The organism is Geomonas sp. Red276 (genome assembly GCF_054784495.1).
Map to the genome: position 1 here is coordinate 1 of NZ_BLXW01000047.1, position 20,585 is coordinate 20,585.

Annotated in this window: 21 protein-coding genes; 5 read left to right on the forward strand and 16 right to left on the reverse strand. The window is 63.8% G+C overall.

Going from position 1 to position 20,585, the window contains the following annotated elements; genetic code table 11:
* Positions 1–287 precede the first annotated feature (287 nt).
* The 3 genes from ACYVL5_RS21205 to moaA are packed head-to-tail and all read right to left on the reverse strand — an operon-like array spanning position 288 to position 2,538.
* Positions 288–1,049 carry an SDR family oxidoreductase gene (locus ACYVL5_RS21205; protein ID WP_460597562.1) on the reverse strand — a complete coding sequence of 254 codons (762 nt, stop codon included), beginning with the start codon at positions 1,047–1,049 and terminating at the stop codon, positions 288–290.
* Between the two features lie 17 nt (positions 1,050–1,066).
* A complete protein-coding gene (locus ACYVL5_RS21210; protein WP_460597563.1) occupies positions 1,067–1,498 on the reverse strand; it encodes an MOSC domain-containing protein in 432 nt (143 codons plus the stop codon).
* 59 nt (positions 1,499–1,557) lie between these two features.
* Positions 1,558–2,538, reverse strand: coding sequence for a GTP 3',8-cyclase MoaA (gene moaA, locus ACYVL5_RS21215; protein WP_460597564.1), 981 nt, complete (start codon positions 2,536–2,538; stop codon positions 1,558–1,560).
* Positions 2,539–2,757: 219 nt separating this feature from the next.
* Between moaA and ACYVL5_RS21220 the strand changes: the two genes are divergently transcribed.
* From ACYVL5_RS21220 to pta, 4 genes are all read left to right on the forward strand, one after another.
* Positions 2,758–3,969 (forward strand): molybdopterin molybdotransferase MoeA, encoded by a 1,212-nt coding sequence (locus ACYVL5_RS21220; protein ID WP_460597565.1) that lies wholly within the window; start codon positions 2,758–2,760, stop codon positions 3,967–3,969.
* Entirely contained in the window at positions 3,970–4,449 is a 480-nt protein-coding gene (gene moaC, locus ACYVL5_RS21225; RefSeq protein ID WP_460597566.1) for a cyclic pyranopterin monophosphate synthase, read from the forward strand.
* Positions 4,450–4,482: 33 nt separating this feature from the next.
* Complete coding sequence (gene mog, locus ACYVL5_RS21230) at positions 4,483–4,968, forward strand: MogA/MoaB family molybdenum cofactor biosynthesis protein (protein ID WP_460597567.1); 486 nt, start codon at positions 4,483–4,485, stop codon at positions 4,966–4,968.
* A gap of 74 nt (positions 4,969–5,042) precedes the next feature.
* Positions 5,043–6,044 (forward strand): phosphate acetyltransferase, encoded by a 1,002-nt coding sequence (gene pta, locus ACYVL5_RS21235; RefSeq protein ID WP_460597568.1) that lies wholly within the window; start codon positions 5,043–5,045, stop codon positions 6,042–6,044.
* Positions 6,045–6,197: 153 nt separating this feature from the next.
* Here pta and ACYVL5_RS21240 read toward each other — a convergent pair whose 3' ends face one another.
* Positions 6,198–7,463, reverse strand: a complete 1,266-nt coding sequence (locus tag ACYVL5_RS21240) for an acetate kinase (RefSeq protein ID WP_460597569.1) — start codon at positions 7,461–7,463, stop codon at positions 6,198–6,200.
* 230 nt (positions 7,464–7,693) lie between these two features.
* On the opposite strand from ACYVL5_RS21240, the gene ACYVL5_RS21245 reads away from it, so the two are divergent.
* Complete coding sequence (locus tag ACYVL5_RS21245; RefSeq protein WP_250679800.1) at positions 7,694–7,861, forward strand: DUF362 domain-containing protein; 168 nt, start codon at positions 7,694–7,696, stop codon at positions 7,859–7,861.
* Between the two features lie 104 nt (positions 7,862–7,965).
* On the opposite strand, the gene gltX is transcribed toward ACYVL5_RS21245, so the two are convergent.
* The 12 genes from gltX to ACYVL5_RS21305 form a co-directional block, all read right to left on the reverse strand.
* Complete coding sequence (gene gltX / locus ACYVL5_RS21250; RefSeq protein WP_460597570.1) at positions 7,966–9,369, reverse strand: glutamate--tRNA ligase; 1,404 nt, start codon at positions 9,367–9,369, stop codon at positions 7,966–7,968.
* A gap of 51 nt (positions 9,370–9,420) precedes the next feature.
* Positions 9,421–9,603 carry a DNA gyrase inhibitor YacG gene (locus tag ACYVL5_RS21255; RefSeq protein WP_460597571.1) on the reverse strand — a complete coding sequence of 61 codons (183 nt, stop codon included), beginning with the start codon at positions 9,601–9,603 and terminating at the stop codon, positions 9,421–9,423.
* A 96-nt stretch (positions 9,604–9,699) separates the two neighbouring features.
* Positions 9,700–10,542, reverse strand: a complete 843-nt coding sequence (locus ACYVL5_RS21260) for a response regulator (protein WP_460597572.1) — start codon at positions 10,540–10,542, stop codon at positions 9,700–9,702.
* Between the two features lie 162 nt (positions 10,543–10,704).
* The gene (locus ACYVL5_RS21265; protein WP_460597573.1) at positions 10,705–11,415 is read right to left on the reverse strand and encodes an SPOR domain-containing protein; all 711 of its coding nucleotides are present in this window, start codon (positions 11,413–11,415) and stop codon (positions 10,705–10,707) included.
* Between the two features lie 12 nt (positions 11,416–11,427).
* Positions 11,428–13,095, reverse strand: a complete 1,668-nt coding sequence (argS, locus tag ACYVL5_RS21270) for an arginine--tRNA ligase (protein ID WP_460597574.1) — start codon at positions 13,093–13,095, stop codon at positions 11,428–11,430.
* 125 nt (positions 13,096–13,220) lie between these two features.
* Positions 13,221–13,625 (reverse strand): FtsB family cell division protein, encoded by a 405-nt coding sequence (locus ACYVL5_RS21275; RefSeq protein ID WP_460597575.1) that lies wholly within the window; start codon positions 13,623–13,625, stop codon positions 13,221–13,223.
* A 3-nt stretch (positions 13,626–13,628) separates the two neighbouring features.
* Positions 13,629–14,564: a UDP-glucuronic acid decarboxylase family protein gene (locus tag ACYVL5_RS21280; protein WP_460597576.1), complete on the reverse strand. Its 936-nt coding sequence runs from the start codon at positions 14,562–14,564 to the stop codon at positions 13,629–13,631.
* 33 nt (positions 14,565–14,597) lie between these two features.
* Positions 14,598–15,947 carry a UDP-glucose dehydrogenase family protein gene (locus ACYVL5_RS21285; protein WP_460597577.1) on the reverse strand — a complete coding sequence of 450 codons (1,350 nt, stop codon included), beginning with the start codon at positions 15,945–15,947 and terminating at the stop codon, positions 14,598–14,600.
* A 53-nt stretch (positions 15,948–16,000) separates the two neighbouring features.
* Entirely contained in the window at positions 16,001–16,828 is an 828-nt protein-coding gene (rsmA, locus tag ACYVL5_RS21290) for a ribosomal RNA small subunit methyltransferase A (RefSeq protein ID WP_460597578.1), read from the reverse strand.
* The gene (tsaD, locus tag ACYVL5_RS21295; protein ID WP_460597579.1) at positions 16,829–17,857 is read right to left on the reverse strand and encodes a tRNA (adenosine(37)-N6)-threonylcarbamoyltransferase complex transferase subunit TsaD; all 1,029 of its coding nucleotides are present in this window, start codon (positions 17,855–17,857) and stop codon (positions 16,829–16,831) included.
* A 117-nt stretch (positions 17,858–17,974) separates the two neighbouring features.
* Positions 17,975–19,291, reverse strand: a complete 1,317-nt coding sequence (locus ACYVL5_RS21300) for a PhoH family protein (protein WP_460597580.1) — start codon at positions 19,289–19,291, stop codon at positions 17,975–17,977.
* A gap of 141 nt (positions 19,292–19,432) precedes the next feature.
* Complete coding sequence (locus ACYVL5_RS21305) at positions 19,433–20,572, reverse strand: aminotransferase class V-fold PLP-dependent enzyme (protein ID WP_460597581.1); 1,140 nt, start codon at positions 20,570–20,572, stop codon at positions 19,433–19,435.
* Positions 20,573–20,585: the final 13 nt, after the last annotated feature.

Below are 20,585 nucleotides of genomic sequence, written 5' to 3' on the forward strand. Positions count from 1 at the left end.
CTTGTGGGGCACGGTGGGTTCTCCTTCTGAGGTTTGGTCGTTGGCGCTTCCAAACTACCAGAAAAACTCACTGTGTCCCTTCTTTTTTACCCCTCCTTCAGGGTGGTGCATTTTGAACTAGAATTCATCGGCTCCCAAGTCCGCTCCAGCTCAAGCAAATCAAGCTCCAGCCAGAGCCAGAGCCGCAGCCAGAGCAAATCCTCGCATGGCAGCAAACCCTCTCACCACTAAACGGTGACCGGCATGAGCACGACTAATCGCCCCCTCCCCCGGGAGGGGGCTTTTTTTTATTCCCCTTGCCGATGCACCGCCAGCGGCCCCCAGGCCTGGTTGACCGACATCACCTCGACGCTGTTGATGTTGACCCGCCCCGGCATCGACGAGACCCACACGACGATATCCGCCACGTCCTCCGCCAGAAGCGGCTCGGTACCGACGTACACCCGATGGGCCTTTTCCTCGTTCCCCTTGAAGCGGACCGTGGAGAACTCGGTCTCCGCCATCCCCGGCTCGATGTTGGTCACCCTCACCGCGGTCCCGAGCAGGTCGGCCCGCAGGTTGCGGGAAAACTGCTTGACGAAGGCCTTGGTGGCGCCGTAGACGTTGCCGCCGGGATAGGGCCAGTTGCCGGCCACCGACCCGATGTTGACGATATGGCCGCGGTTACGATCCACCATGCCGGGAAGGACCGCGCGGGTGCAGTACATGAGCCCCTTGTTGTTGGTGTCCACCATGTCGTCCCAGTCGTCGAGCGATGCCTCTTGTGCCCGCTCGAGGCCGAGCGCGAGCCCGGCGTTGTTGATGAGCAAATCGATCTCCCGGAACTCCTCGGGAAGGGCCGCAAAGGCCTCCTCAACTGCGGCCCTCTTGCGGACGTCGAGTTTGACCAGGTGGACCGGGACCCCGGGGCCCAGTTCCTCTTTGAGACGCTCCAAAAGCTCGATGCGCCTGGCGGCCAGCACCAGGCGGCAACCTCCCTTCGCGAAGGCCCGCGCGCAGGCGGCCCCGAAACCGGACGAGGCGCCGGTTATCATCACGATCTTTTCCATTCCCCCTCCCTTCGGATTTACAGGACCACCACCTCGTCACCCGGGCGGACCGCCCCGCCGGTAATGACGCGGGCGAAGATCCCCTCCTTGGGCATGACGCAGTCACCGGCCTGATAATAGATGGCACAGCGGGTATGACACTCCTTGCCGATCTGGGTCACTTCCAGCAAGGCCTCCCCGAGGGTGAGCCGGGTCCCCAGCGGGAGATGCACCAGGTCGACCCCTTGGGTGGTGATGTTCTCGGCGAAGTCCCCCTCCCCCACCTGGAGACCGAGCGCCTTCATCTTGTCGATGCTCTCCATGGCCAAAAGGCTCACCTGGCGATGCCAGTCGCCGGCATGGGCGTCGCCGACGATGCCGTGCCCTTCCCGGAGGGTCACTTCCGCCACGGGAGTCTTCCGCTCCCCCTTATTGACGCTGACATTGACCGCCAGCACTTTACCTTTCATCTGGATACTCCTTGATTGATTCTCGGCTACGGCGAAGCGGTACATACCGCCTTACCGGTTTACCCTCCGACCCCAGACATGGCGAATGGCGTCGGGTCCTCCCCCTTCTCGGCCATCTGGTGGCGTCCCGGCTTCCCGGCCACGATCCGGCGGATCTCCGCCTGCAGGATGGTGTCGTCGCCGGTGGCGAGGAAGGGGCGCAGATCGACGCCCCCCCCCGAGAAGAGGCAGCTCTTGGCCATTCCCGACGCGGTCACCCTGAGCCGGTTGCAGGCATCGCAGAAATGCCCGGTCATGGGGGTGATGATGCCGAGCGACCCTTGAGCCCCGGCCACCCTGAAGTTTCGGGAGGGACCGGAGCGCGCGGAGCTGGAGCCTTCCTCTATAGCGTACTCCCGGCTGATCCGCTCGATGATCTCGCTCCCCGGCACGCAGAGATCGCGCCAGTCGCCGTCTCCCGAGGTCGGCATGTACTCGATGAAACGGACCGAGTAGGGACGCTCGAGGGTCAGCCTGGCGAAGTCGAGGATCTCGCCGTCGTTTACCCCCCGCATGACCACCACGTTGATCTTGTGGGGAGGAAAGCCCACCTCTTCGGCCACCCTGATCCCGTCGAGTACCCGCTGCAGGTCGCCGCCCCGGGTGACCTTGGCGAAGGTCTCGGGGTTCAAGGAATCGAGGCTTATGTTGAGCCGCTGGACCCCGGCATCCCGAAGCCCCTGGGCCATTTCGGCCAGGAGCAGACCGTTGGTGGTCAGCACCAGCTCCTTGAGCCCCGGCAACTGGGACAAAAGGGCGAGGAACTGGACGATCCCCTTCCTCACGAGCGGCTCGCCGCCGGTGACCCTGATCTTCTCTATGCCGGCCGCCACCGCCTGGGTGGAGATCCTCAGAAGATCGGCATAGGAAAGGATGTCGCAGTGGGAAAGCTTTTGGACGCCGCCGGCCGGCATGCAGTACGTGCATCTGAAATTGCAGCGGTCGGTGACTGAGAGGCGGAGGTAGTTGATGCGCCTGCCGAAGGTGTCTATAAGAGCCATGAAGATGATCCTGCTTGGAAACAGATCCGCGGAGATGAGGAAATTCGTAAACAAAGATACCTTTTTCTGTCCAGCGAGGCAATGGAGATATGATGTACGGGCGATAATCATTGAGGGTAAAGTAATTGTCTATTCCCATCCGGTGTGCTATCCCTTTCGGATGAAACCTTTCGCCCCCTTTCCTCGTGAGAGAGGAGCGGCAAAACACGGGGATTTTCCATGAGTACCTACGAAGAAGCCAGGGCGACCATACTGGCCAAGGTGGCTCCCATCGGCGTGGAGCGCGTCCAGTTGATGGATGCGGTGGGAAGGATCCTGGCCGCCGATTTCACCGCCCCGTGGGACATCCCGGCCTGGGACAATTCCGCCATGGACGGCTTCGCGGTCAGAGCGGACGACTGCGCTCCCGGCACCACGCTCAAGGTGACCGCCTTTCTCCCTGCCGGAGCGGCTCCCGGGGCCCCCCTGGAAAAGGGGTGCGCGGCGCGCATCATGACGGGAGCGCCCATCCCCCCCGGCGCGGACTCGGTCATTCGCCTCGAGGAGACGAAGCCCGGAGACGGCGTGGTCACCCTGCTCGGCGCCTGCGTCAAGGGTGCCAACATCCGGCTGAGGGGGGAGGACGTGGCGGCCGGGAGCAACGCCATAGCGGCCGGCACCGTCATCGGGCCGCCCCAGGTGAGCCTTTTGGCATCCTTTTCGGCGGCCATGGTCCCGGTCTACCGCCGCCCCAAGGTGGCCATCGTCTCCACCGGGGACGAGCTGGTCGAACTGGGGACCCAGCCGACGGCCGGACAGATCATCAACAGTAACAACCTTGCCCTGGCGGCGGCGGTCCGGCTCTGCGGCGCCGACCCGCTCCTCTTGGGGATCGCCCGCGATACCATGGAAAGCCATCTCGATCTTCTGGCCGAGGGGCTCAAGGCCGACGTCCTGGTCACCTCGGCGGGGGTTTCCGCCGGCGACCGCGACCTCGTGCGCTCGGCCCTCAAGAAACTGGGGGTGGCGGAGGAGATCTGGAAAGTCGGGGTGAAGCCGGGAGGGCCGATGGCCTTTGGCACCAGGGGGGGCGTCCCGGTCTTTTCCCTCCCCGGCAACCCGGTGGCCACCATGATCACCTTCGAGGAGTTCGTCCGCCCGGCCCTTTTGAAAATGCTCGGCCACGGCAAACCGTTCCGCAGGAGGGTGAAAGGATTCCTCTCGGAACCGGTGCGCAAGAAGGCGGGGACCCTGCACTTTCTCCGGGTGGCGGTCACCGTGGAAGGCGGCCGCTACCTGGCCACCACCGCGGGAAGCCAGAAAAGCGGAACCATCAAGACCATGCTCCGGTGCAACGCACTGGCGCTCCTTCCGGCAGAGCGGACCGAGTTCGCCGCCGGCGAGGAGGTTGATCTCCACCTCCTCGACAACTCACTCGACATGGAGAGTTAGATGTCCTTCAATCACTTCGACGAAGCAGGAAACGCCATCATGGTCGACGTCAGCGCCAAAACCCCCACCATGCGGACCGCGGTGGCCGGTGCCGTCCTCACCTTGAAGCCGGAGACCGTCCGCTCCATCGTGGAAGGGAGGGTCGCCAAGGGTGACGTCCTGGGGGTCGCCCGCATCGCGGGAATTGCGGCCGCCAAGAAGACCCCCGACCTGATCCCCCTCTCCCACCCGCTCGCCATCCACCATGCGGCCATCGATTTCTCCCTGGACGCCGAGGCGGGAAGGATCGAGGTCAAGGCCACGGTACGGGCCTTCGAGCGCACCGGGGTGGAGATGGAGGCGATGACCTCCGCCACCGTTGCCGCCCTCACCGTCTACGACATGTGCAAAGGGACCGACAAGGGGATCGTCATCTCGGACATCGCCCTCCTCTACAAGGAAGGGGGCAAAAGCGGCGTATACCAACGTTCCACGGAGTGAGATCCCGACATCCGCTCCCCGAAGGAGAAGATCATGATAGCTGCCATCTTAACCTTAAGCGACCGCTGCTCCACCGGTGAGCGCCTGGACGGAAGCGGCCCGGCGCTCAAGCTCTGGCTGGAGGAGCGCGGAGTGACGGTCGCCGCCGTGGAGGTGATCCCGGACGAATCCGAGCTCATCTCGGAGCGCCTCACCGAATGGGCCGACTCCGGCCGATACCAGCTCATCCTCACCACCGGCGGGACCGGGGTCTCCCCCAGAGACGTAACCCCTGAATCCACCGAGCGGATCCTCGACCGCATCCTCCCCGGTTTCGGCGAGGTGATGCGGATGGAGAGCCTCAAGAAGACCCCCAACGCCATCATCTCGCGGGCGGTGGCCGGCATTCGCAAGACCACCCTGATCATCAACCTCCCCGGGAGCCCCAAGGGGGCCACCGAGTGCCTCGCCTTCGTATGGGCGGCGGTCCCCCACGCGGTCGACAAGATCCAGGGAGACCCGTCCGAGTGCGGGAGCTGACCCTTTTCTGTTGACCGGAACAGGTTGGTAGGTTATAACCGGAACGTGGTTTTAAATCCAAGCGGAGGGGACATATGTCGTTGATAGAGCTGATCAAAGACAAGGCTCGGAAACAGCTTAAAACCGTAGTGCTGCCGGAAAGCTACGACGAGAGAATGCTTTTTGCTGCTCAGCAGATTGTCGAACAAGGTTTGGCTAAAATTATACTCCTTGGCAACCCTGAAACCCTGAAAGCGGCCTGCGCCGCGAAGGGGATCAACCTCGCCGGCGTCGAGATCATCGAACCGGCCACCTCTGCCAAGCTGAACGGCTACATCGAGAAACTGGTTGAGCTTCGGAAGTCCAAGGGGCTGACCGCCGAGCAGGCACGCGAGCTTTTGACCGCCGCCGACAACCTCTACTTCGCCGGCATGATGGTGCGCGAAGGGGATGCCGACGGTGAAGTGGCCGGCGCCACCGGCACCACCGGCGACGTTTTGAGGGCTGCCTTCCAGACCGTCGGTCCGGCACCCGGCATCAAGACCGTCTCCTCCTTCTTCCTGATGGCCACCAAGACCCCGCAGTTTGGCGAGAACGGCGTCATCCTGTTCGCCGACTGCGCCGTCAACCCGAACCCGGACGCGCAGGCGCTCGCCGAGATCGCCGTCGCCACCGCCAAGAACTGCACCGCGTTCCTCGACGTTCCGGCCCGGGTCGCCATGCTCTCCTTCTCCACCAAGGGAAGCGCCAAGCACGCCGATGCCGACAAGGTCCTCAAGGCCCTCGAGATCGCCAAGGGGATGGATCCCAACCTCAACATCGACGGCGAACTCCAGGCCGACGCCGCCCTGATTCCCGCCGTGGGCGGTAAGAAGGCTCCGGGGAGCCCGGTGGCCGGCCAGGCCAACGTCCTCGTCTTCCCGGACCTCGACGCCGGCAACATCGCCTACAAGGTGGTCGAGCGGCTGGCAGGCGCCGCCGCCATCGGCCCGGTCATCCAAGGGCTCGGCAAGCCGGTCAACGACCTCTCCCGCGGCTGCTCCGTCCAGGACATCGTCGATGTGACCGCTATCACCGCGGTGCAGGCCCAGGGGTAGACACCGGCCCCTTCCTCACCACCGAAGGCAAAGTAAAGGCCGGCAGGGGGCACCCCCGCCGGCCTTTCTTACGTCCGACCTCTGTCAGACCTGTCCGACAAAAAAGGCCGGCGGGATATCCCGCCGGCCTTTTCTCTGCTTGCTTCCCCGCCCCTACTTCCTGACGAAATCCGGTTTGGAAAAGCTGTATTCAAAGTGCATGTGGTCGGTGTAGGTGCCGTCCAGGATGGCCGCCACGTCCTCGGTGAAGACCAGCTCCTCGTCGGTCGGAATGACGTACACCTTCACCGGAGAGTCGTCGGCGGTGATCAGCGTCTCGCGCTTGCGGGTCATGGCGCTGGCGTTTCTCGCCTTGTCGAGCTTGATGCCGAGATGATCCAGCCCCTGCAGCGCCCTCTCGCGAATCGGGGCACCCATCTCGCCCACGCCGGCGGTGAAGATGACGGCATCGAGCTTGCCGATGGCTGCCATGTAGGTCCCGATGTACTTCTTCAGCCGGTAGGCCTCGATGTCGAGGGCCAGTGCGCAGAGACGGTCGCCGGCTTCGGCGTTCTCGATGACGTCGCGACGGTCGGTGAAGCGGCCGGTGATGCCAAGGACGCCGCTCTTCTTGTTGAGGATCGAGTCGATCTCCTTGGCGGAAAGGTTCTCCTTCTGCATCATGAAGGCCGGGATGGCCGGGTCGATGTCGCCGCAGCGGGTACCCATCATGGCACCTTCCAGCGGGGTAAGCCCCATGGTGGTGTCGACCGAAACCCCGTTCTTGATGGCGCAGTGGGACACACCGTTACCGATGTGCATGGTGATCAGGTTGCACTCCTTGGCCGGTTTCCCGAGCAGCGCGGCGGCGCGCTTGGAAACGTAAAGGTGCGAAGTGCCGTGGAACCCGTAACGGCGAACGCCGTACTTCTCGTACCACTCATAGGGAAGCGGGTAGAGGTAGGCATGCTCCGGCATGGTCTGATGGAACGCGGTATCGAAGATGGCAACCTGGGGAACCCCCGGGAGGACCTCCATGGCGCCCATGATCCCCGCGATGTTGGGGGGATTGTGCAGCGGAGCGAGGTGCTGCACCTCGGTGACCGCGTCGAGCACCTCTTTGTCGATCAGCACGGAGCAGGTGAACTTCTCCCCGCCATGCACGACGCGGTGACCGACGGCGGCGATCTGCTTGATATCCTTGAGAACGCCGTGAGTCGGAGAGGTCAGGGTCTTGAGGATGAGGTCGACCGCCACCGTATGGTCAGGGCAGTCGGAATTCTCGCGGTAGGTCTCCCGGCCAGGGACCTCGTGGAGGATAAAGGAGTCGCCGATCACGACCCTCTCCACCATTCCCTTGGCGACAACCACTTTTTTATCCCAATCAAACAACTGGTATTTTACAGAAGAACTACCGCAGTTTAATGCCAAGATGTCCATCAGACATTGACCCCCGTTGAGATTATAGTTTGCCTGGTCGACAGCAAAACCATCACAAATAAAACCTTTTTTTATATATACAGGAGAGTGGTCGACAGTTCAAGATTTTTCTCTGGGCGAAGGGGGATTTTAGCCGTCAGCTTTAGTGGTGGACTTTTTGAATCGGGTATGCTAGGTTCTCCCGAAAACTTAGCGTTTACACGCTAAATACCCAAAAGGAGGTGAATACTTTGGCCCACAAAATTACTGATGAGTGCATCAACTGCGCTGCTTGCGAGGACTCCTGCCCGGTCAACGCCATTTCCGAGGCTGGCGACAAGAGGGTCATCAATGCCGATACCTGCATCGACTGCGGTGCCTGCGTAGATACCTGCCCGGTCAACGCCATCGTTGCCTAATCAAGCGCCTACGTTTGCAGTGCCATGACCCGCGCGGGATGCCCTTCGCGGGTCTTCTTTTATCCAAAAGAGGAAGGGGAGGGCTTTCGCCCTCCCCTTTTCTTTTACCGCCTGATCCAGGCCATGGCCCGCTCGATCCGTTTCCTGCTCTCGGCCTTGCCGAGGGTCACGATCATCTCGTAGATGCCGGGAGATGCCGTGGTGCCTGAGAGCGCCAGCCTCACGGCCGGGCCGATCTGGCCGAGCTTGATCCCCTTCTCCTCGCAGATCCCCTTGAACACCCCTTCCACGCTCTCCATATCCGGCGCGGGGAGCCCTTCCAGCTTGGCGATCAGCAGTTCAAGCAGCGCCGGGGTCTCGGGGTTGAAGTTCTTGGCCGCCCCCTTCTCGTCGTACTCGAAGTCGTCCTTGTAGTAGAACACCGCCCCGTCGGCGAGTTCCAGCATGGTCTTCGCCCGCTCCTGCAGCGTCTTCACCACCGCCACCAGGTCGGGCCCCTGCGCCGGATCCACCCCGCGCTCCTTCAAAAACGGCGTTACCAGACCGGCCAGCCGTACCGGGTCGCCGGTCTTGATGTAGTGGGCGTTCAGCCAGAGGAGCTTGTCCGGGTTGAAGACCGAAGCGGAGCGCCCGACGCTCTCGATGGAGAACTTCTGGGTCAGGTCGTCCAGGGAGAAGATCTCCTCGTCGCCGTAGCTCCACCCGAGCCTCACCAGGTAGTTGACCATCGCCTCCGGGAGAAAGCCCATGTCGCGGTAGGCCATGACGCTGGTGGCGCCGTGGCGCTTGGAAAGACGCGCCTTGTCCGCCCCGAGGATCATCGGGACGTGGGCGAAGGTCGGGACCGGCACCTCGAGCGCCTCGTAGAGGAGGATCTGGCGCGGGGTGTTGTTGACGTGGTCGTCGCCGCGGATGACGGTGGTGATGTTCATGGTGGCGTCGTCGATGACCACCACGAAGTTGTAGGTCGGGGTGCCGTCGGTGCGCTGGATGATCAGGTCGTCGAGCTCGGCGTTCTCGAAGGAGATCTTACCCTTGATGAGGTCGACCCAGGAGGTGGTCCCTTCCTGCGGCGCCTTGAAGCGGACCACATAGGGGCGGCCGTCGTCTTCCCGGGGAGGGAGGTCGCGGCAGGTGCCGTCGTACTTCGGCTTCCCCCCCTCCTTCATCGCCTTCTCCCTCTTGGCCTCCAGCTCTTCGGCCGAGCAGTAGCACTTGTAGGCCTTGCCGGCATCCAGGAGCTTCTGGACGTACTCCTTGTAGAGCGGGAAATTTTCCGACTGGTAGAAGGGCCCTTCGTCCCAGTCCAGGCCCAGCCAGGTCATCCCCTCGAGAATGGCGTCCACGGACTCCTGGGTGGAGCGGGCCACGTCGGTATCCTCGATCCTTAAGATGAAGCGCCCCTGCTGCTTCCTGGCCAAAAGCCAGTTGAACAGGGCGGTGCGGGCACCCCCCACGTGGAGGTAGCCGGTCGGGCTGGGGGCGAAACGAAGACGAACTTGTGACATGAAACGCTCCTTTCAGGGTTCATTGAATGGTTCGGTACTACCTACGGCAGACTACTCCTCGTCTTCCGGTTCCTCCTCCGGGGCCTTCTCCCCGGGGATCCGGTATCCTTCGTTGGCCCAGGTGCCGAGGTCGATCATCTTGCAGCGCTTGGAACAGAAAGGCCGGTAGGGGTTATCCTGCAAGGGAGCCTCTTTCCGGCAATGCGGACATTTAACGGTCGTAACGGCGCACACGGTGCCACCTCCGAAAAACAAATACCTCCAGCGCGGCGTTGAGCCGAAACGCTGGAGGGTCGATTAGGTTACCAGGGATTCCGGCGGCTTGCGGACTCAGATCATCCGGAGGTTCTTTTGATGGAACTGCAGCGCCCGTTTCACGCGGGCCACCAGGGTGCCCTCGTGCACCGGCCTCGGAATGACGTCGAAGAAGCCACGTTCGAACGCCTTCAACTCGAGGTCCGACTCCAAAGGATCGGCCACCAGCAGGATCGGGATCTGGTTCAACTCCGGCATGGAACGAAGCGCGTCGAGAAATCCGCAGCCATGGAGCTCGGCCAGTTCCTGGTCGGTGATCACCGCCTGCGGCTTGTCGGTCAAAACCGCCTGGTATGCCTCCCGTCCGTCACGGGCCCGCAGCACGCGGCAGCCGTTCTTGCCGAGACACTGGGCAATGACGCTGCCGACCGCCTCGTCCCCTTCCACCATCAGCACGGTCTTTCCCGACGACGGGCGGGCTTCCTTTTTCAGGTAGTTTCGGCAGATGGCCGCATAGATCTCCCGCCGGGTGGCGACGAACGGGGTAATGCTCAACCCCCGCTCCACCGAGAGGTACCGGACCACCCGCATCTCGGTCGGATCGGCGATGGCCAGTGCCAGCCGGTTCTGTTCCAGCTTCAACGGGAAGAGATAGTTCTCCATCGCCATTTCCACCGGGATGGTGGCGAGCAGATCGGCGGGGAACGAGATCCCGGCGAAGTTGCTGGCGACCCGGCAGGCATGCTGGTTGGCAAGCGCGCCCGCCAATTCGTCGGCGGTTACCAGCTCCAACTCTTCCAGGAGGATCCCGAAACGCTTGTTGAGCCGCTTCGAAACCTGCAGCATCCTGTCCACCGTCTTCTGGCTCAGGATCCCGCTCTCCACGAATATCTCGCCCAGCTTTGGCCTGATCTCCATGTTAGCCTCCATTAATGGAAAACTATAACATCGGAGTCAGGAATCGCATCAAAACCACCCTCACCCGCCCTGCGGGCACCCTCTCCCATGAAGGGGCGAGGCGATTACTTCTGCATACCGTCGTGCACTAACTCCGCGAGCCATGCCTGCCGACGGCCGGGGCTACTCGGGGAGAACGAGGGCTCCTTTTCCACTTTTGCCGGCGATGGCCTCGGCCTCGGCTTTACTGAGACGGTGGCCTACCCGCACCCGGTACCAAACCCCTTTCCCGGCAACCTTCGATTCGACCACGTAGGCGGCGACGCCCTTGGAGCTCAGCTGCCCCTGGGCGGCATCCGCCTCCGGTTTGCTGCGGTAGGAGGCGATCTGGACCACGAAGTGCCCCTGCCCTTCCTCCTTGCCCGGCGCCCCGGCAGCGGCGGCGGATGCCGCAGGGGGAGCGGGGGCGGTCGGGGCCGTGGTCGCAGGTGCGCCAGCAGGCCCAGCGGCCTGGGGCGGACGGTTGGCCGGCGGGGGGGCCTCAGGGGTCTTCAGGTTGAGCCCGGTCCCCATCGGAGCCTTGCCGCCGGCGGGAAGGGTCTTGTAGAAGGTCAGCGGCGTGTCGGGCGCGGGTGCCTGGGGAGGCGGTGCGGCCGGCGTCGGCTCGACCGTCTTGACCGCCGGCGGTGCCGCCTGGACCACCTGGGGCTTGTGTCCCTTGAAAAGGAGCCACCCGGTGAAGACGCCGGCGCCGAAGGTGAACGCCAGCACCGCCACCGCGATCAGCGCGAAGAGCCCGCCCGGTTCCTTGCGGGGCCGGTTTTTCTGCACGGGGCGGCGCTCACCACCCTCGCGTACGCCGCCGGGGCGCTTTTCGCTGTAATCGATGACCATGGCCACCTCCGCCTACATCCTCTCGGGAGCCGAGATACCGAGCACGGTCAGTGCGTTTTTCAGGGTGAGGGCCGTGCAGTGCAGCAGGAACAGGCGGGCCCTGGTGAGCTCCGGTTCCTCCGGGATGATCACCCGGCTCTTGTTGTAGAAGCTGTGGAACTCGCCCGCCAGGTCCTGGAGGAAGTAGGTGATCCGGTGCGGCTCGAAGTTGACCGCGGCGGATTCCAGGGTCTCCGGGAACAGGGAGAGTTTCTTCACCAGCGCCAGGTCGTCGGCGCTCTCGAGAAGCTGCAGGTTGACCCCTCCCGAGAAATCGGGAGCCACGCCGCGCTCGCGGGCGGTCTCGAAGATGCTCTTGATCCTCGCGTGGGCGTACTGGACGTAATAGACCGGGTTGTCGGCACTCTGGCGTTTGGCGAGCTCGAGATCGAAGTCGAGCTGGCTGTCGGAGCGGCGCATGAGGAAGAAGAAGCGGGCAGCGTCACGGCCGACCTCGTCCACGACCTCTTTGAGGGTGACGAACTCGCCGCTGCGGGTGGACATGGCCACCGGCACGCCGTCACGAAGAAGCGCCACCAGCTGGACCAGTATGATGCCGAGGTCGTCAGCCTTGCGGCCAAGCCCCTGCACGACCCCCTTGAGCCTCGGCACGTAGCCGTGGTGGTCGGCACCCCAGACGTCGATCACCCAGTCGAAGCCGCGGGCGAACTTGTCGCGGTGATAGGCGATGTCGGAGGCGAAGTAGGTGGTGACCCCGTTGCTCCTCACCACCACGCGGTCCTTGTCGTCGCCGTAGTCGGTGGTCTTGAACCAGAGCGCCCCGTCCTGCTCGTAGATGAGCCCCTTCTCCTGCATCTCCTTGACCGCGGAATCGACCTTCCCCTGGTCGAAGAGGGACTGCTCGGAGAACCAGTTGTCGAAGCGGACGCCGAAGTCCTGGAGGTCCTCGTCGATCCCCTTGAGGATCACGTCGCCGCCGAACTTGGCGAAGAAGGCCACCCCCTCCTCCTGGGAAACCTTGAGGAAGCGGTCGCCGTGCTTGGTGATCACCTCGCGGGCGATGTCCTTCATGTAGCCGCCCTGGTAGCAGTTCTCCGGGAACTCGATCTGCTCGCCGAGGATTTCCTTGTAGCGAAGCAGACCGGAGAGACCGAGGGTGTTCATCTGGTTACCGGCGTCGTTGATGTAGTACTCTTTCTGGACGTCGAAACCGGCGGCCAGCAAGAGGGAGGCGACGGCATCGCCGGTGGCGGCACCCCTGCCGTGGCCGATGTGCAGAGGACCGGTCGGGTTGGCGCTCACGAACTCCACCTGGACCTTGCGGCCGGCACCCACCTTGCTCTTGCCGTACTGGTCGCCGGCCTGGTCGATGTCGAGGAGGACCTTTCTCCAGGCGTCATCCTTGATGAAGAAGTTGATGAAGCCGGGGCCGGCCACCTCGAGCGACTTGATGAGGTCGGAGCTGCTGGCGAGCTTGTTGACGATGATCTCCGCGATGGCGCGCGGCGCCTTTCTTTCCGCCTTGGCCATCTGCATGGCGACGTTGGAGGCAAAATCCCCGTGCTCCTGGTGAGCCGGCTTCTCGATATTGATGGCCGGAACCACCCCCGAGGTGAGCGTGCCGTCGGCGAAACACCCCTCGATTCCCTTCAGGATGCATGCGCGCAGCTGCTCCTTCATATCCATCCCCCTTTTCTTTGCAATCAGGTTATTTCTCGTGGTTACGCCCCACGCCCCTCTCCCGGCTCGGCATCCCCTGCAAAGGGGAGGGCCGGGGTGGGGATGGGGTTAAACTGCTCAAACTCTCAATTGGACTTGGCGGCTTCCGCCTTGGCCGGAGCGGCCGCACCTTTCCCGTGCGCCTTCCCGCCTGCCGCCGGTGCGGCCTGGGGAGCCGAGGCTGCGGGCTGCCGCGCGATCGGGGGGTCGGTGCCGTCTTTGGAGGGGAACTGGTAGATCACCTCGTTCCCGCGTACCAGGCCGAAGTCGCGCCGGGCGATGCTCTCCAGGTAGCGCCGGTCGGACTGCAGGGCGGCAATCTCCCTCTTCAGCCTGTCGTTCTCATCCTTGAGCTCCACCAGCCGTTTCTGCATCTCGTCGCGGTCACGGTGCAGGTGGTTGATCCGCAAGAGGCCGCGGTCACCGAAAACGGTGAAGTAAAGGATGAAGACGATTATCGCCAGCGGTGTAAGGAACAGCCTTTTCTGCATGCACTAACCTAGGGAAAGTATCCCGTCAAAATAATCGATGGTCTTCTTCAGCCCTTCCTCCACCGGGACCGTGGGCTCCCAGCCGAGTCTCTCCTTGGCCAGCGAGATGTCGGGCTGGCGCTGCTTCGGGTCGTCGGCCGGCAGGGGCTTGTGGACGATGCGGGAGCGTGAACCGGTGAGGGCGATGATCTTCTGGGCAAACTCCAGGATGGTGGTCTCGCAGGGGTTGCCGAGGTTTACCGGACCGATGAAGTCCGGGCAGCCCATCATCCTCGCGAGCCCTTCCACCAGGTCGGTGACGAAGCAGAAGGAGCGGGTCTGCTCCCCCTGGCCGTAGACCGTGATGTCCTCCCCCTTCAGTGCCTGCAGGATGAAGTTGGAGACGACCCGGCCGTCGTTCTCCGCCATCTTCGGTCCGTAGGTGTTGAAGATCCTGACGATCCGGATGTCGACCTTGTTCTGCCGGTGGTAGTCCATCATGAGGGTCTCGGCCACCCGTTTCCCCTCGTCGTAGCAGCTTCGCACGCCGAGCGGGTTTACGTTCCCCCAGTAGCTCTCGGTCTGCGGGTGGACCTGCGGGTCGCCGTACACCTCGGAGGTGGAGGCCTGCAGGATCCTGGCCCTCACCCGCTTGGCCAGGCCGAGCATGTTGATGGCCCCCATCACGCTGGTCTTGGTGGTTTTCACCGGGTTGTACTGGTAGTGGATCGGCGAGGCCGGGCAGGCCAGGTTGTAGATGCGGTCCACTTCCAGAAGGATCGGCTGGGTGACGTCGTGCCGGATCAGCTCGAACGACCGGTGGTCGAGCAGGCCGGCGATGTTCCGTTTGCTGCCGGTGAAAAAGTTGTCCAGGCAGATGACGTCGTGCCCCTCCCCCAAGAGTCGCTCGCAGAGGTGGGAGCCGATAAAACCGGCACCGCCGGTGACTAGGATGCGCATGGAATCTCCCCGATTTAGCAGCCGATGCGGCCCTTACTCCATCTCGCAGCAGGCGCCGCCGTTACGGCCGATGGGATGGTACTCGATCCCGGACGCCCCCATCCGCTCAGGACCGTAGAGGTTACGGCCGTCGAAGATCAGCGGGTTGACCAGGGAAGCCTTGATCCGGTCGAAGTCGGGGTTGCGGTACTCGTTCCACTCGGTGATGATCACCAGCGCGTCGGCGTTGGTCAGCGCGTCGTACTGGGCGCAGTAACTGATCCGGTTGCCGAAGTGCTTCTTCGCCTCGGTCATCGCCTCGGGATCGTGGGCGGAGACCTTGGCGCCCAGCTCGAGGAGGTGGTTGATGATGGTGAGCGAGGGGGCCTCCCTCATGTCGTCGGTGCGGGGCTTGAAGGAGAGGCCCCAGACGGCGAAGGTCTTCCCCGCCAGCGGCTTCTCCTTGCCGTCGCCCAGGCGGCGGAGGATCTTCTCGGAAAGGACCCGCTTCTGCCGCTCGTTGGCGGTCTCCACCGCCTTCAAAAGGACGAAGTCGTACTCGCACTCCTCGGCGGTCTTCACCAGGGCCTTGACGTCCTTCGGGAAGCAGGAGCCGCCGTAGCCGACGCCGGGGAAGAGGAAGTCGTAGCCGATGCGTGAGTCGGAACCGATCCCCTCGCGGACCGCCATGACGTCCGCCCCCATCCGCTCGCAGAGGTTGGCGATCTGGTTCATGAAGGTGATGCGGGTGGCCAGCATGGCGTTGGCGGCGTACTTGGTCATCTCCGCGCTCCGGATGTCCATCACCAGCAGCCGGTTGGACTTGCGCATGAAGGCGGAGTAGAGCTCCTTCATGATCTCGGCGGTCCGCACGTTGTCGGTGCCGATCACCACCCGGTCGGGTCTCATGAAGTCGTCGATGGCGGCCCCTTCCTTGAGGAATTCGGGGTTGGAGACTACGTCGAACTCGATCTGGACGCCGCGCTGGTCGAGCTCCTCGGCCACCGCCTGGCGGACCTTGTCCGCGGTCCCGACCGGAACGGTCGACTTGTCGACGATGATCTTGAAGCTGTCCATGTGGCGGCCGATGGAGCGGGCCACCGAGATGACGTACTGAAGATCGGCCGAGCCGTCGGCTCCCGGCGGGGTACCGACCGCGATGAAGTTGACAAGCGACTCTTTCACGGCATAGGCCAGGTCGGTGGTAAAGGTGAGTCTCCCCTCCTCGCAGTTTCTGAGCACCATCTCCTTCAGGCCGGGCTCATAGATGGGGATCACACCGCGCTTGAGTCCTTCGATCTTTTCCTCGTCAACGTCGACACAGATAACATGGTTGCCGCTCTCGGCAAAGCAGGTGCCGGCCACCAGACCAACATAGCCGGAACCAATGACACAGATCTTCATACGGTGACCTCCAGGGAAAGATTAGCGTTTTTATATACCACAAACGGCCGGAGTTATGCCAGCCTTTTCCCGGCGGAAAACTCCCGAGATAGCGCGGCGAATTCCTCCAGTGACAGAGTCTCTCCGCGGCGTCCACCGTCGATGCCGCTTGAAGAGAGTGCCTGCTGCAACCGCTCCGGGTCCTCGGCAAAACCGGCCGCCTTCAGGGCATTGGCAAGGGTCTTTCTCCGCTGGTTGAAGGCCCCCTTGACCAGCCGGGTGAAGAGCCGGTGGTCGCCCACCTCGACCCGGGGAGCGGGAAGCGGGACGAAGCTCAGGACCGCCGAGTCCACCTTGGGAATGGGCCGGAAACAGCCGGGCTTGACGATGAATTCACGCTGGATGTCGAAGTTTAGCCGCAAAAGCACGGTCAGCGCGCCGTAATCCTTGCAGTTGGGAGGCGCCGCCAGCCGGTCCCCGACCTCCTTCTGCAGCATCAGCACGAGCCTGTCGAAGAGCTGGTAGCACTCCAGAAAGCGGAAGAGCACCTGCGAGGAGATGTTGTAGGGGAGGTTGGCCGCCACCTTCCACTTTCTCCCCGGCGCGCGCGAGCCGAGAAGCACCGGGAGATCGACCCTCAGGATGTCGCCGTGGCCGATCTCGACCTGGCCGTTGTCGCCGAACTCGGCGTTCAAGATGGGGATCAGGTCCCGGTCCCATTCGACCGCGACGAGCCGTGCCCCGCTTTCGGCCAAAAGCCTCGTCAGCGCTCCGCGCCCAGGGCCTACCTCGAGTATGCAATCCTCCGCGGTGGGAGCCACGCAGGAAACGATACGGGTCAAGACGCTGCTGTCCACCAGGAAGTTCTGTCCCAGCGCCTTCTTGGCGCGCATGCCGTCCATCTAACGGACCTCCCCGAGTCTGGCGGCCAGCCTATCGAGCGGCCAGACCGGTAAGGCATCGAGGTCGAAACCGCTGGTGATGCCGTTTTGCAGGTAGAAATCGCCGGGAACCGCGATCATGGCGGCGTTGTCGGCGCAAAGGGCCGGTTTGGCGATGGAAAGCTCGACCCCGCTCTTGTCGGCGAAAAGCCGCATGGAACGGCGCAGCCCGCTGTTGCAGGCCACCCCCCCTGCCACCACCAGCCGCTTGATCCCGGTGGCCGCCACCGCGGCGGCGGTCTTCTTGGTCAGCACCTCGCAGACCGCTTCCTGGAAGGAGGCGGCCAGGTCGTTGAGACCGGCGTCGCGCGCTTCCGGATGCTTTTCGAGGTGGGTGAGGACCGCGGTCTTCAGGCCGGAGAAGCTGAAGTTGAAGGTGCCGTCGTGCAGGAGCGGACGGGGAAACTTGATCGCCTTCGGATCGCCTTCCGCCGCCAGGCGGTCGATGGCAACACCCCCCGGGTACGGAAGGCCGATCAGCTTGGCGACCTTGTCGAACGCCTCGCCGGCGGCGTCGTCCACCGTCTGGCCGAGCGTCGTGTAACGGCCGACACCGTCCACGCGGTACAGGTGCGAGTGCCCCCCCGAGACCGCCAGGGCGATGAAAGGGAATTCGACCGGCTGTTCGAGAAAGACGGCCAAAAGGTGCCCCTCGATGTGGTTCACGCCAACAAGCGGTACGCCGAGCCCCAGGGATAGACCCTTGGCCGCGGAGATCCCGACCAGCAGGGCACCGGCGAGCCCCGGCCCCTGGGTCACCGCGATCCCTTCGAGCTGGGAGGGGGCGACCCCGGCCTTTTCCAGGGCCTGCTCGACCACGAGCGAGACGGCCTCCAGGTGCTGGCGCGAGGCGATCTCCGGCACCACCCCGCCGTACTCGGCGTGCACGGCGATCTGGGAGGCCACCACACTTGAGAGGATGGTCCGGCCGTCTTTCACCACCGCGGCGGCGGTTTCGTCACACGACGATTCGAGGGAGAGAAGTAGCATAAAAAAAACAGAGGGCACTGAGCCAGTGCCCGTCGGTAGTTGTGGGGCTTAAAAAGAGAAACCCCGGTCCCGGGACTTTAGGCCGGGATCGGGGAGCTGCTATGTCGTTGCCGGTTGCTACAGGAGGTTGGCGGCCAGTTCGGCCAGCTCGGAGCGCTCACCCTTCATCATGGTGATGTGGCTCGAGATGGCCTGCTCCTTGAGACGCTCCACCACGTAGGTGAGGCCGTTGCTCTCGGCGTCCACGTACGGGTTGTCGATCTGGTACGGGTCGCCGGTCAAAACCACCTTGGTCCCCTCCCCCGCGCGGGTCACGATGGTCTTGATCTCGTGGGGGGTGAGGTTCTGCGCCTCGTCAACGATCAGGTACTGGTTCGGGATGGAGCGGCCGCGGATGTAGGTCAGCGGCTCGATCTCGAGGATCCCCATCGCCATCAGCTCCTTGTAACCCTTGTTGTGGCGCCTCTCCCCTTCGTGGCCGCTCAAAAGGAGCTCGACGTTGTCGAAGATCGGCTGCATCCACGGGGAGAGCTTCTCCTCCACGTCGCCGGGGAGGAAACCGAGGTCGCGCCCCATCGGGAAGACCGGGCGGGAGACCAGCAGCCGGTTGTAGACGTTCTCCTCGGCGGTCTTCTGAAGGCCGGCGGCGATGGCGAGGAGGGTCTTGCCGGTCCCCGCCTTGCCGACCAGGGTGACGATCTTCACGTTGTCGTCCAGGAGGGCGTCGAGGGCGAAGGACTGCTCGCGGTTCCTCGGGAAGACGCTCCAGACCCCCTCCTTGACGATGGGGGTGAGCGGGACCATCCGCCCCGCGTTGGCGTCGAAGCGCCCGATGGCCGAGTGCGAATCGCTCCCGGACTCGGTCAGGGTGACGTACTGGTTGGGAAGAAGCCCCGCCTCGAGGTTCAGCCACCCCTGCGAATAGAAGGTGTCGATCTCCCCTGCGGCCACGTCCAGGTTGGCCATCCCGGAGTAGAGGTCGTCGATGGCGACCTTGTCGGACTCGTAGTCCTCGGCCTTGAGCCCCAGGGCGTCGGCCTTGATCCTCAGGTTGACGTCCTTGGTGACCAGGACCACCGGCTCCTTCTCGGTCTCCATGAGGTCGACCGCCACCGCCAGGATCCGGTTGTCGCCGCGCTCCTCCCGCAGCTCGGGGGGAAGCCGCTTCATCACGTGCTCCTCGTAGATCTCGATCCGGATGCAGCCGCCGTTTTCGAGCGGAAGCCCTTCCGAGAGAGACCCCTCCTGGCGCAGGGAGTCCATGAGCCGGGAGACCTGGCGGGCGTTGCGGCCGGTCTCGTTCATGTCCTTCTTGAACCGGTCGATCTCCTCGATCACCGTGATGGGGATGATGATGGAATTGTCCTCGAACTTGTTCAGGGCCTGCGGATCATAAAGCAGAACGTTGGTGTCCAGCACGTAGATCTTTTTCATCTCCACCTCGGGTACGCCTTCGGTTTGAATGGATGCCGCCGTGAATCCCTGCCTGCCAGCTAGTGCGTGTGCCTGCGTAGATGCCTCCATCGCGGGCAGCGAGCCCACGATTCGAAATAATTTTAGCAAAGGGCCAGCCGGTCAGGATCGGGCCAGGCCGGCTAACGACTGGAGGAAAAAGGCGATATCCTCCTCGGTGTTGAAGAACCCGGGGCTCACCCTCACCGTGCCGCCAGGGTAGCTACCCAGGGTCCGGTGGGCCTCGGGAGCGCAGTGGAGCCCGGCGCGGACGGCGATGCCGTACTCGGCGTCGAGCAGGAAGGCGACCTCGGAGGCGTCGCGCCCGTCGAGGTTGAAGGAGACCGCCCCGCCGTGGTCGTTGCCGCGGGGGCCGTAGAGGAGGACCTCCGGCAGGGCGGAAAGCCCCTCCAGGAGGATCCCGACCAGCAGCTTCTCCTTGGCCCGGATGACCTCCAGCCCGGTCTCCCGGATGAAGTCGACCCCGGCCTTGAGGCCGGCCAGGGCGGGGGTGTTGAGGGTGCCGCTCTCGAAGCGCTCGGGAAGCACCTCGGGCTGCTCGAGACTGCTCGCGTTGCCGCCGGTGCCGCCGACCAGCAGCGGCTCCAGCTCGACCCCCTCACCGATGGCGAGGATGCCGGTGCCGGGGGGGCCGAAGAGCCCCTTGTGGCCGGGGGCGGCCAGGAGATCGATACCGAGCTCGGTCACGTCGATCGGGAGGTAACCGGCGCTTTGCGCCGCGTCGACCAGGAAGAGGGCGCCCCCCTGCCGGGCCACCTTGCCGATCTCACCGACCGGCTGGATGGTGCCGCTCACGTTCGAGCAGTGGGTAACCGCCACCAGCCGGGTGCCGGGCCTCATGGCAGCGGCGATGTCTCGCTCGGAGACCCTCCCCTCCCGGTCGGCCTGCACGAAGGTCACCTCCACACCGCGGCCGCGCAACAGGTGGAGCGGGCGCACGAGGGCGTTGTGCTCCATGCTGGTGGTGACCACGTGGTCCCCGGGCTTCAGGAGACCGCTGACGGCGATGTTGAGGGATTCGGTGGCGCTGTGGGTGAAAACGAGACGGGACGAGTCCGGGACTCCGAAGAAGTCAGCCAGGGTCGAGCGGGTTTCGAACACCGTGCGGGCAGCCGCCAGCGACTGCCGGTACCCTCCTCTCCCGGGGGCGACGCCGATCTCCCTCATGGCAGCGTCGATCGCCCGGTATACCGTTTCCGGCTTGGGATACGAGGTTGCTGCGTTATCCAGGAAGAGCGACATGGGGTAATTTCTA

Coding starts and splice junctions, on each gene's coding strand:
- ACYVL5_RS21205 (WP_460597562.1), bottom strand. CDS start 1,049: ATGGAAAAGATCGTGATGATAACCGGCGCCTCGTCCGGTTTCGGGGCC.
- ACYVL5_RS21210 (WP_460597563.1), bottom strand. CDS start 1,498: ATGAAAGGTAAAGTGCTGGCGGTCAATGTCAGCGTCAATAAGGGGGAG.
- moaA (WP_460597564.1), bottom strand. CDS start 2,538: ATGGCTCTTATAGACACCTTCGGCAGGCGCATCAACTACCTCCGCCTC.
- ACYVL5_RS21220 (WP_460597565.1), top strand. CDS start 2,758: ATGAGTACCTACGAAGAAGCCAGGGCGACCATACTGGCCAAGGTGGCT.
- moaC (WP_460597566.1), top strand. CDS start 3,970: ATGTCCTTCAATCACTTCGACGAAGCAGGAAACGCCATCATGGTCGAC.
- mog (WP_460597567.1), top strand. CDS start 4,483: ATGATAGCTGCCATCTTAACCTTAAGCGACCGCTGCTCCACCGGTGAG.
- pta (WP_460597568.1), top strand. CDS start 5,043: ATGTCGTTGATAGAGCTGATCAAAGACAAGGCTCGGAAACAGCTTAAA.
- ACYVL5_RS21240 (WP_460597569.1), bottom strand. CDS start 7,463: ATGGACATCTTGGCATTAAACTGCGGTAGTTCTTCTGTAAAATACCAG.
- gltX (WP_460597570.1), bottom strand. CDS start 9,369: ATGTCACAAGTTCGTCTTCGTTTCGCCCCCAGCCCGACCGGCTACCTC.
- ACYVL5_RS21260 (WP_460597572.1), bottom strand. CDS start 10,542: ATGGAGATCAGGCCAAAGCTGGGCGAGATATTCGTGGAGAGCGGGATC.
- ACYVL5_RS21265 (WP_460597573.1), bottom strand. CDS start 11,415: ATGGTCATCGATTACAGCGAAAAGCGCCCCGGCGGCGTACGCGAGGGT.
- argS (WP_460597574.1), bottom strand. CDS start 13,095: ATGAAGGAGCAGCTGCGCGCATGCATCCTGAAGGGAATCGAGGGGTGT.
- ACYVL5_RS21275 (WP_460597575.1), bottom strand. CDS start 13,625: ATGCAGAAAAGGCTGTTCCTTACACCGCTGGCGATAATCGTCTTCATC.
- ACYVL5_RS21280 (WP_460597576.1), bottom strand. CDS start 14,564: ATGCGCATCCTAGTCACCGGCGGTGCCGGTTTTATCGGCTCCCACCTC.
- ACYVL5_RS21285 (WP_460597577.1), bottom strand. CDS start 15,947: ATGAAGATCTGTGTCATTGGTTCCGGCTATGTTGGTCTGGTGGCCGGC.
- rsmA (WP_460597578.1), bottom strand. CDS start 16,828: ATGGACGGCATGCGCGCCAAGAAGGCGCTGGGACAGAACTTCCTGGTG.
- tsaD (WP_460597579.1), bottom strand. CDS start 17,857: ATGCTACTTCTCTCCCTCGAATCGTCGTGTGACGAAACCGCCGCCGCG.
- ACYVL5_RS21300 (WP_460597580.1), bottom strand. CDS start 19,291: ATGAAAAAGATCTACGTGCTGGACACCAACGTTCTGCTTTATGATCCG.
- ACYVL5_RS21305 (WP_460597581.1), bottom strand. CDS start 20,572: ATGTCGCTCTTCCTGGATAACGCAGCAACCTCGTATCCCAAGCCGGAA.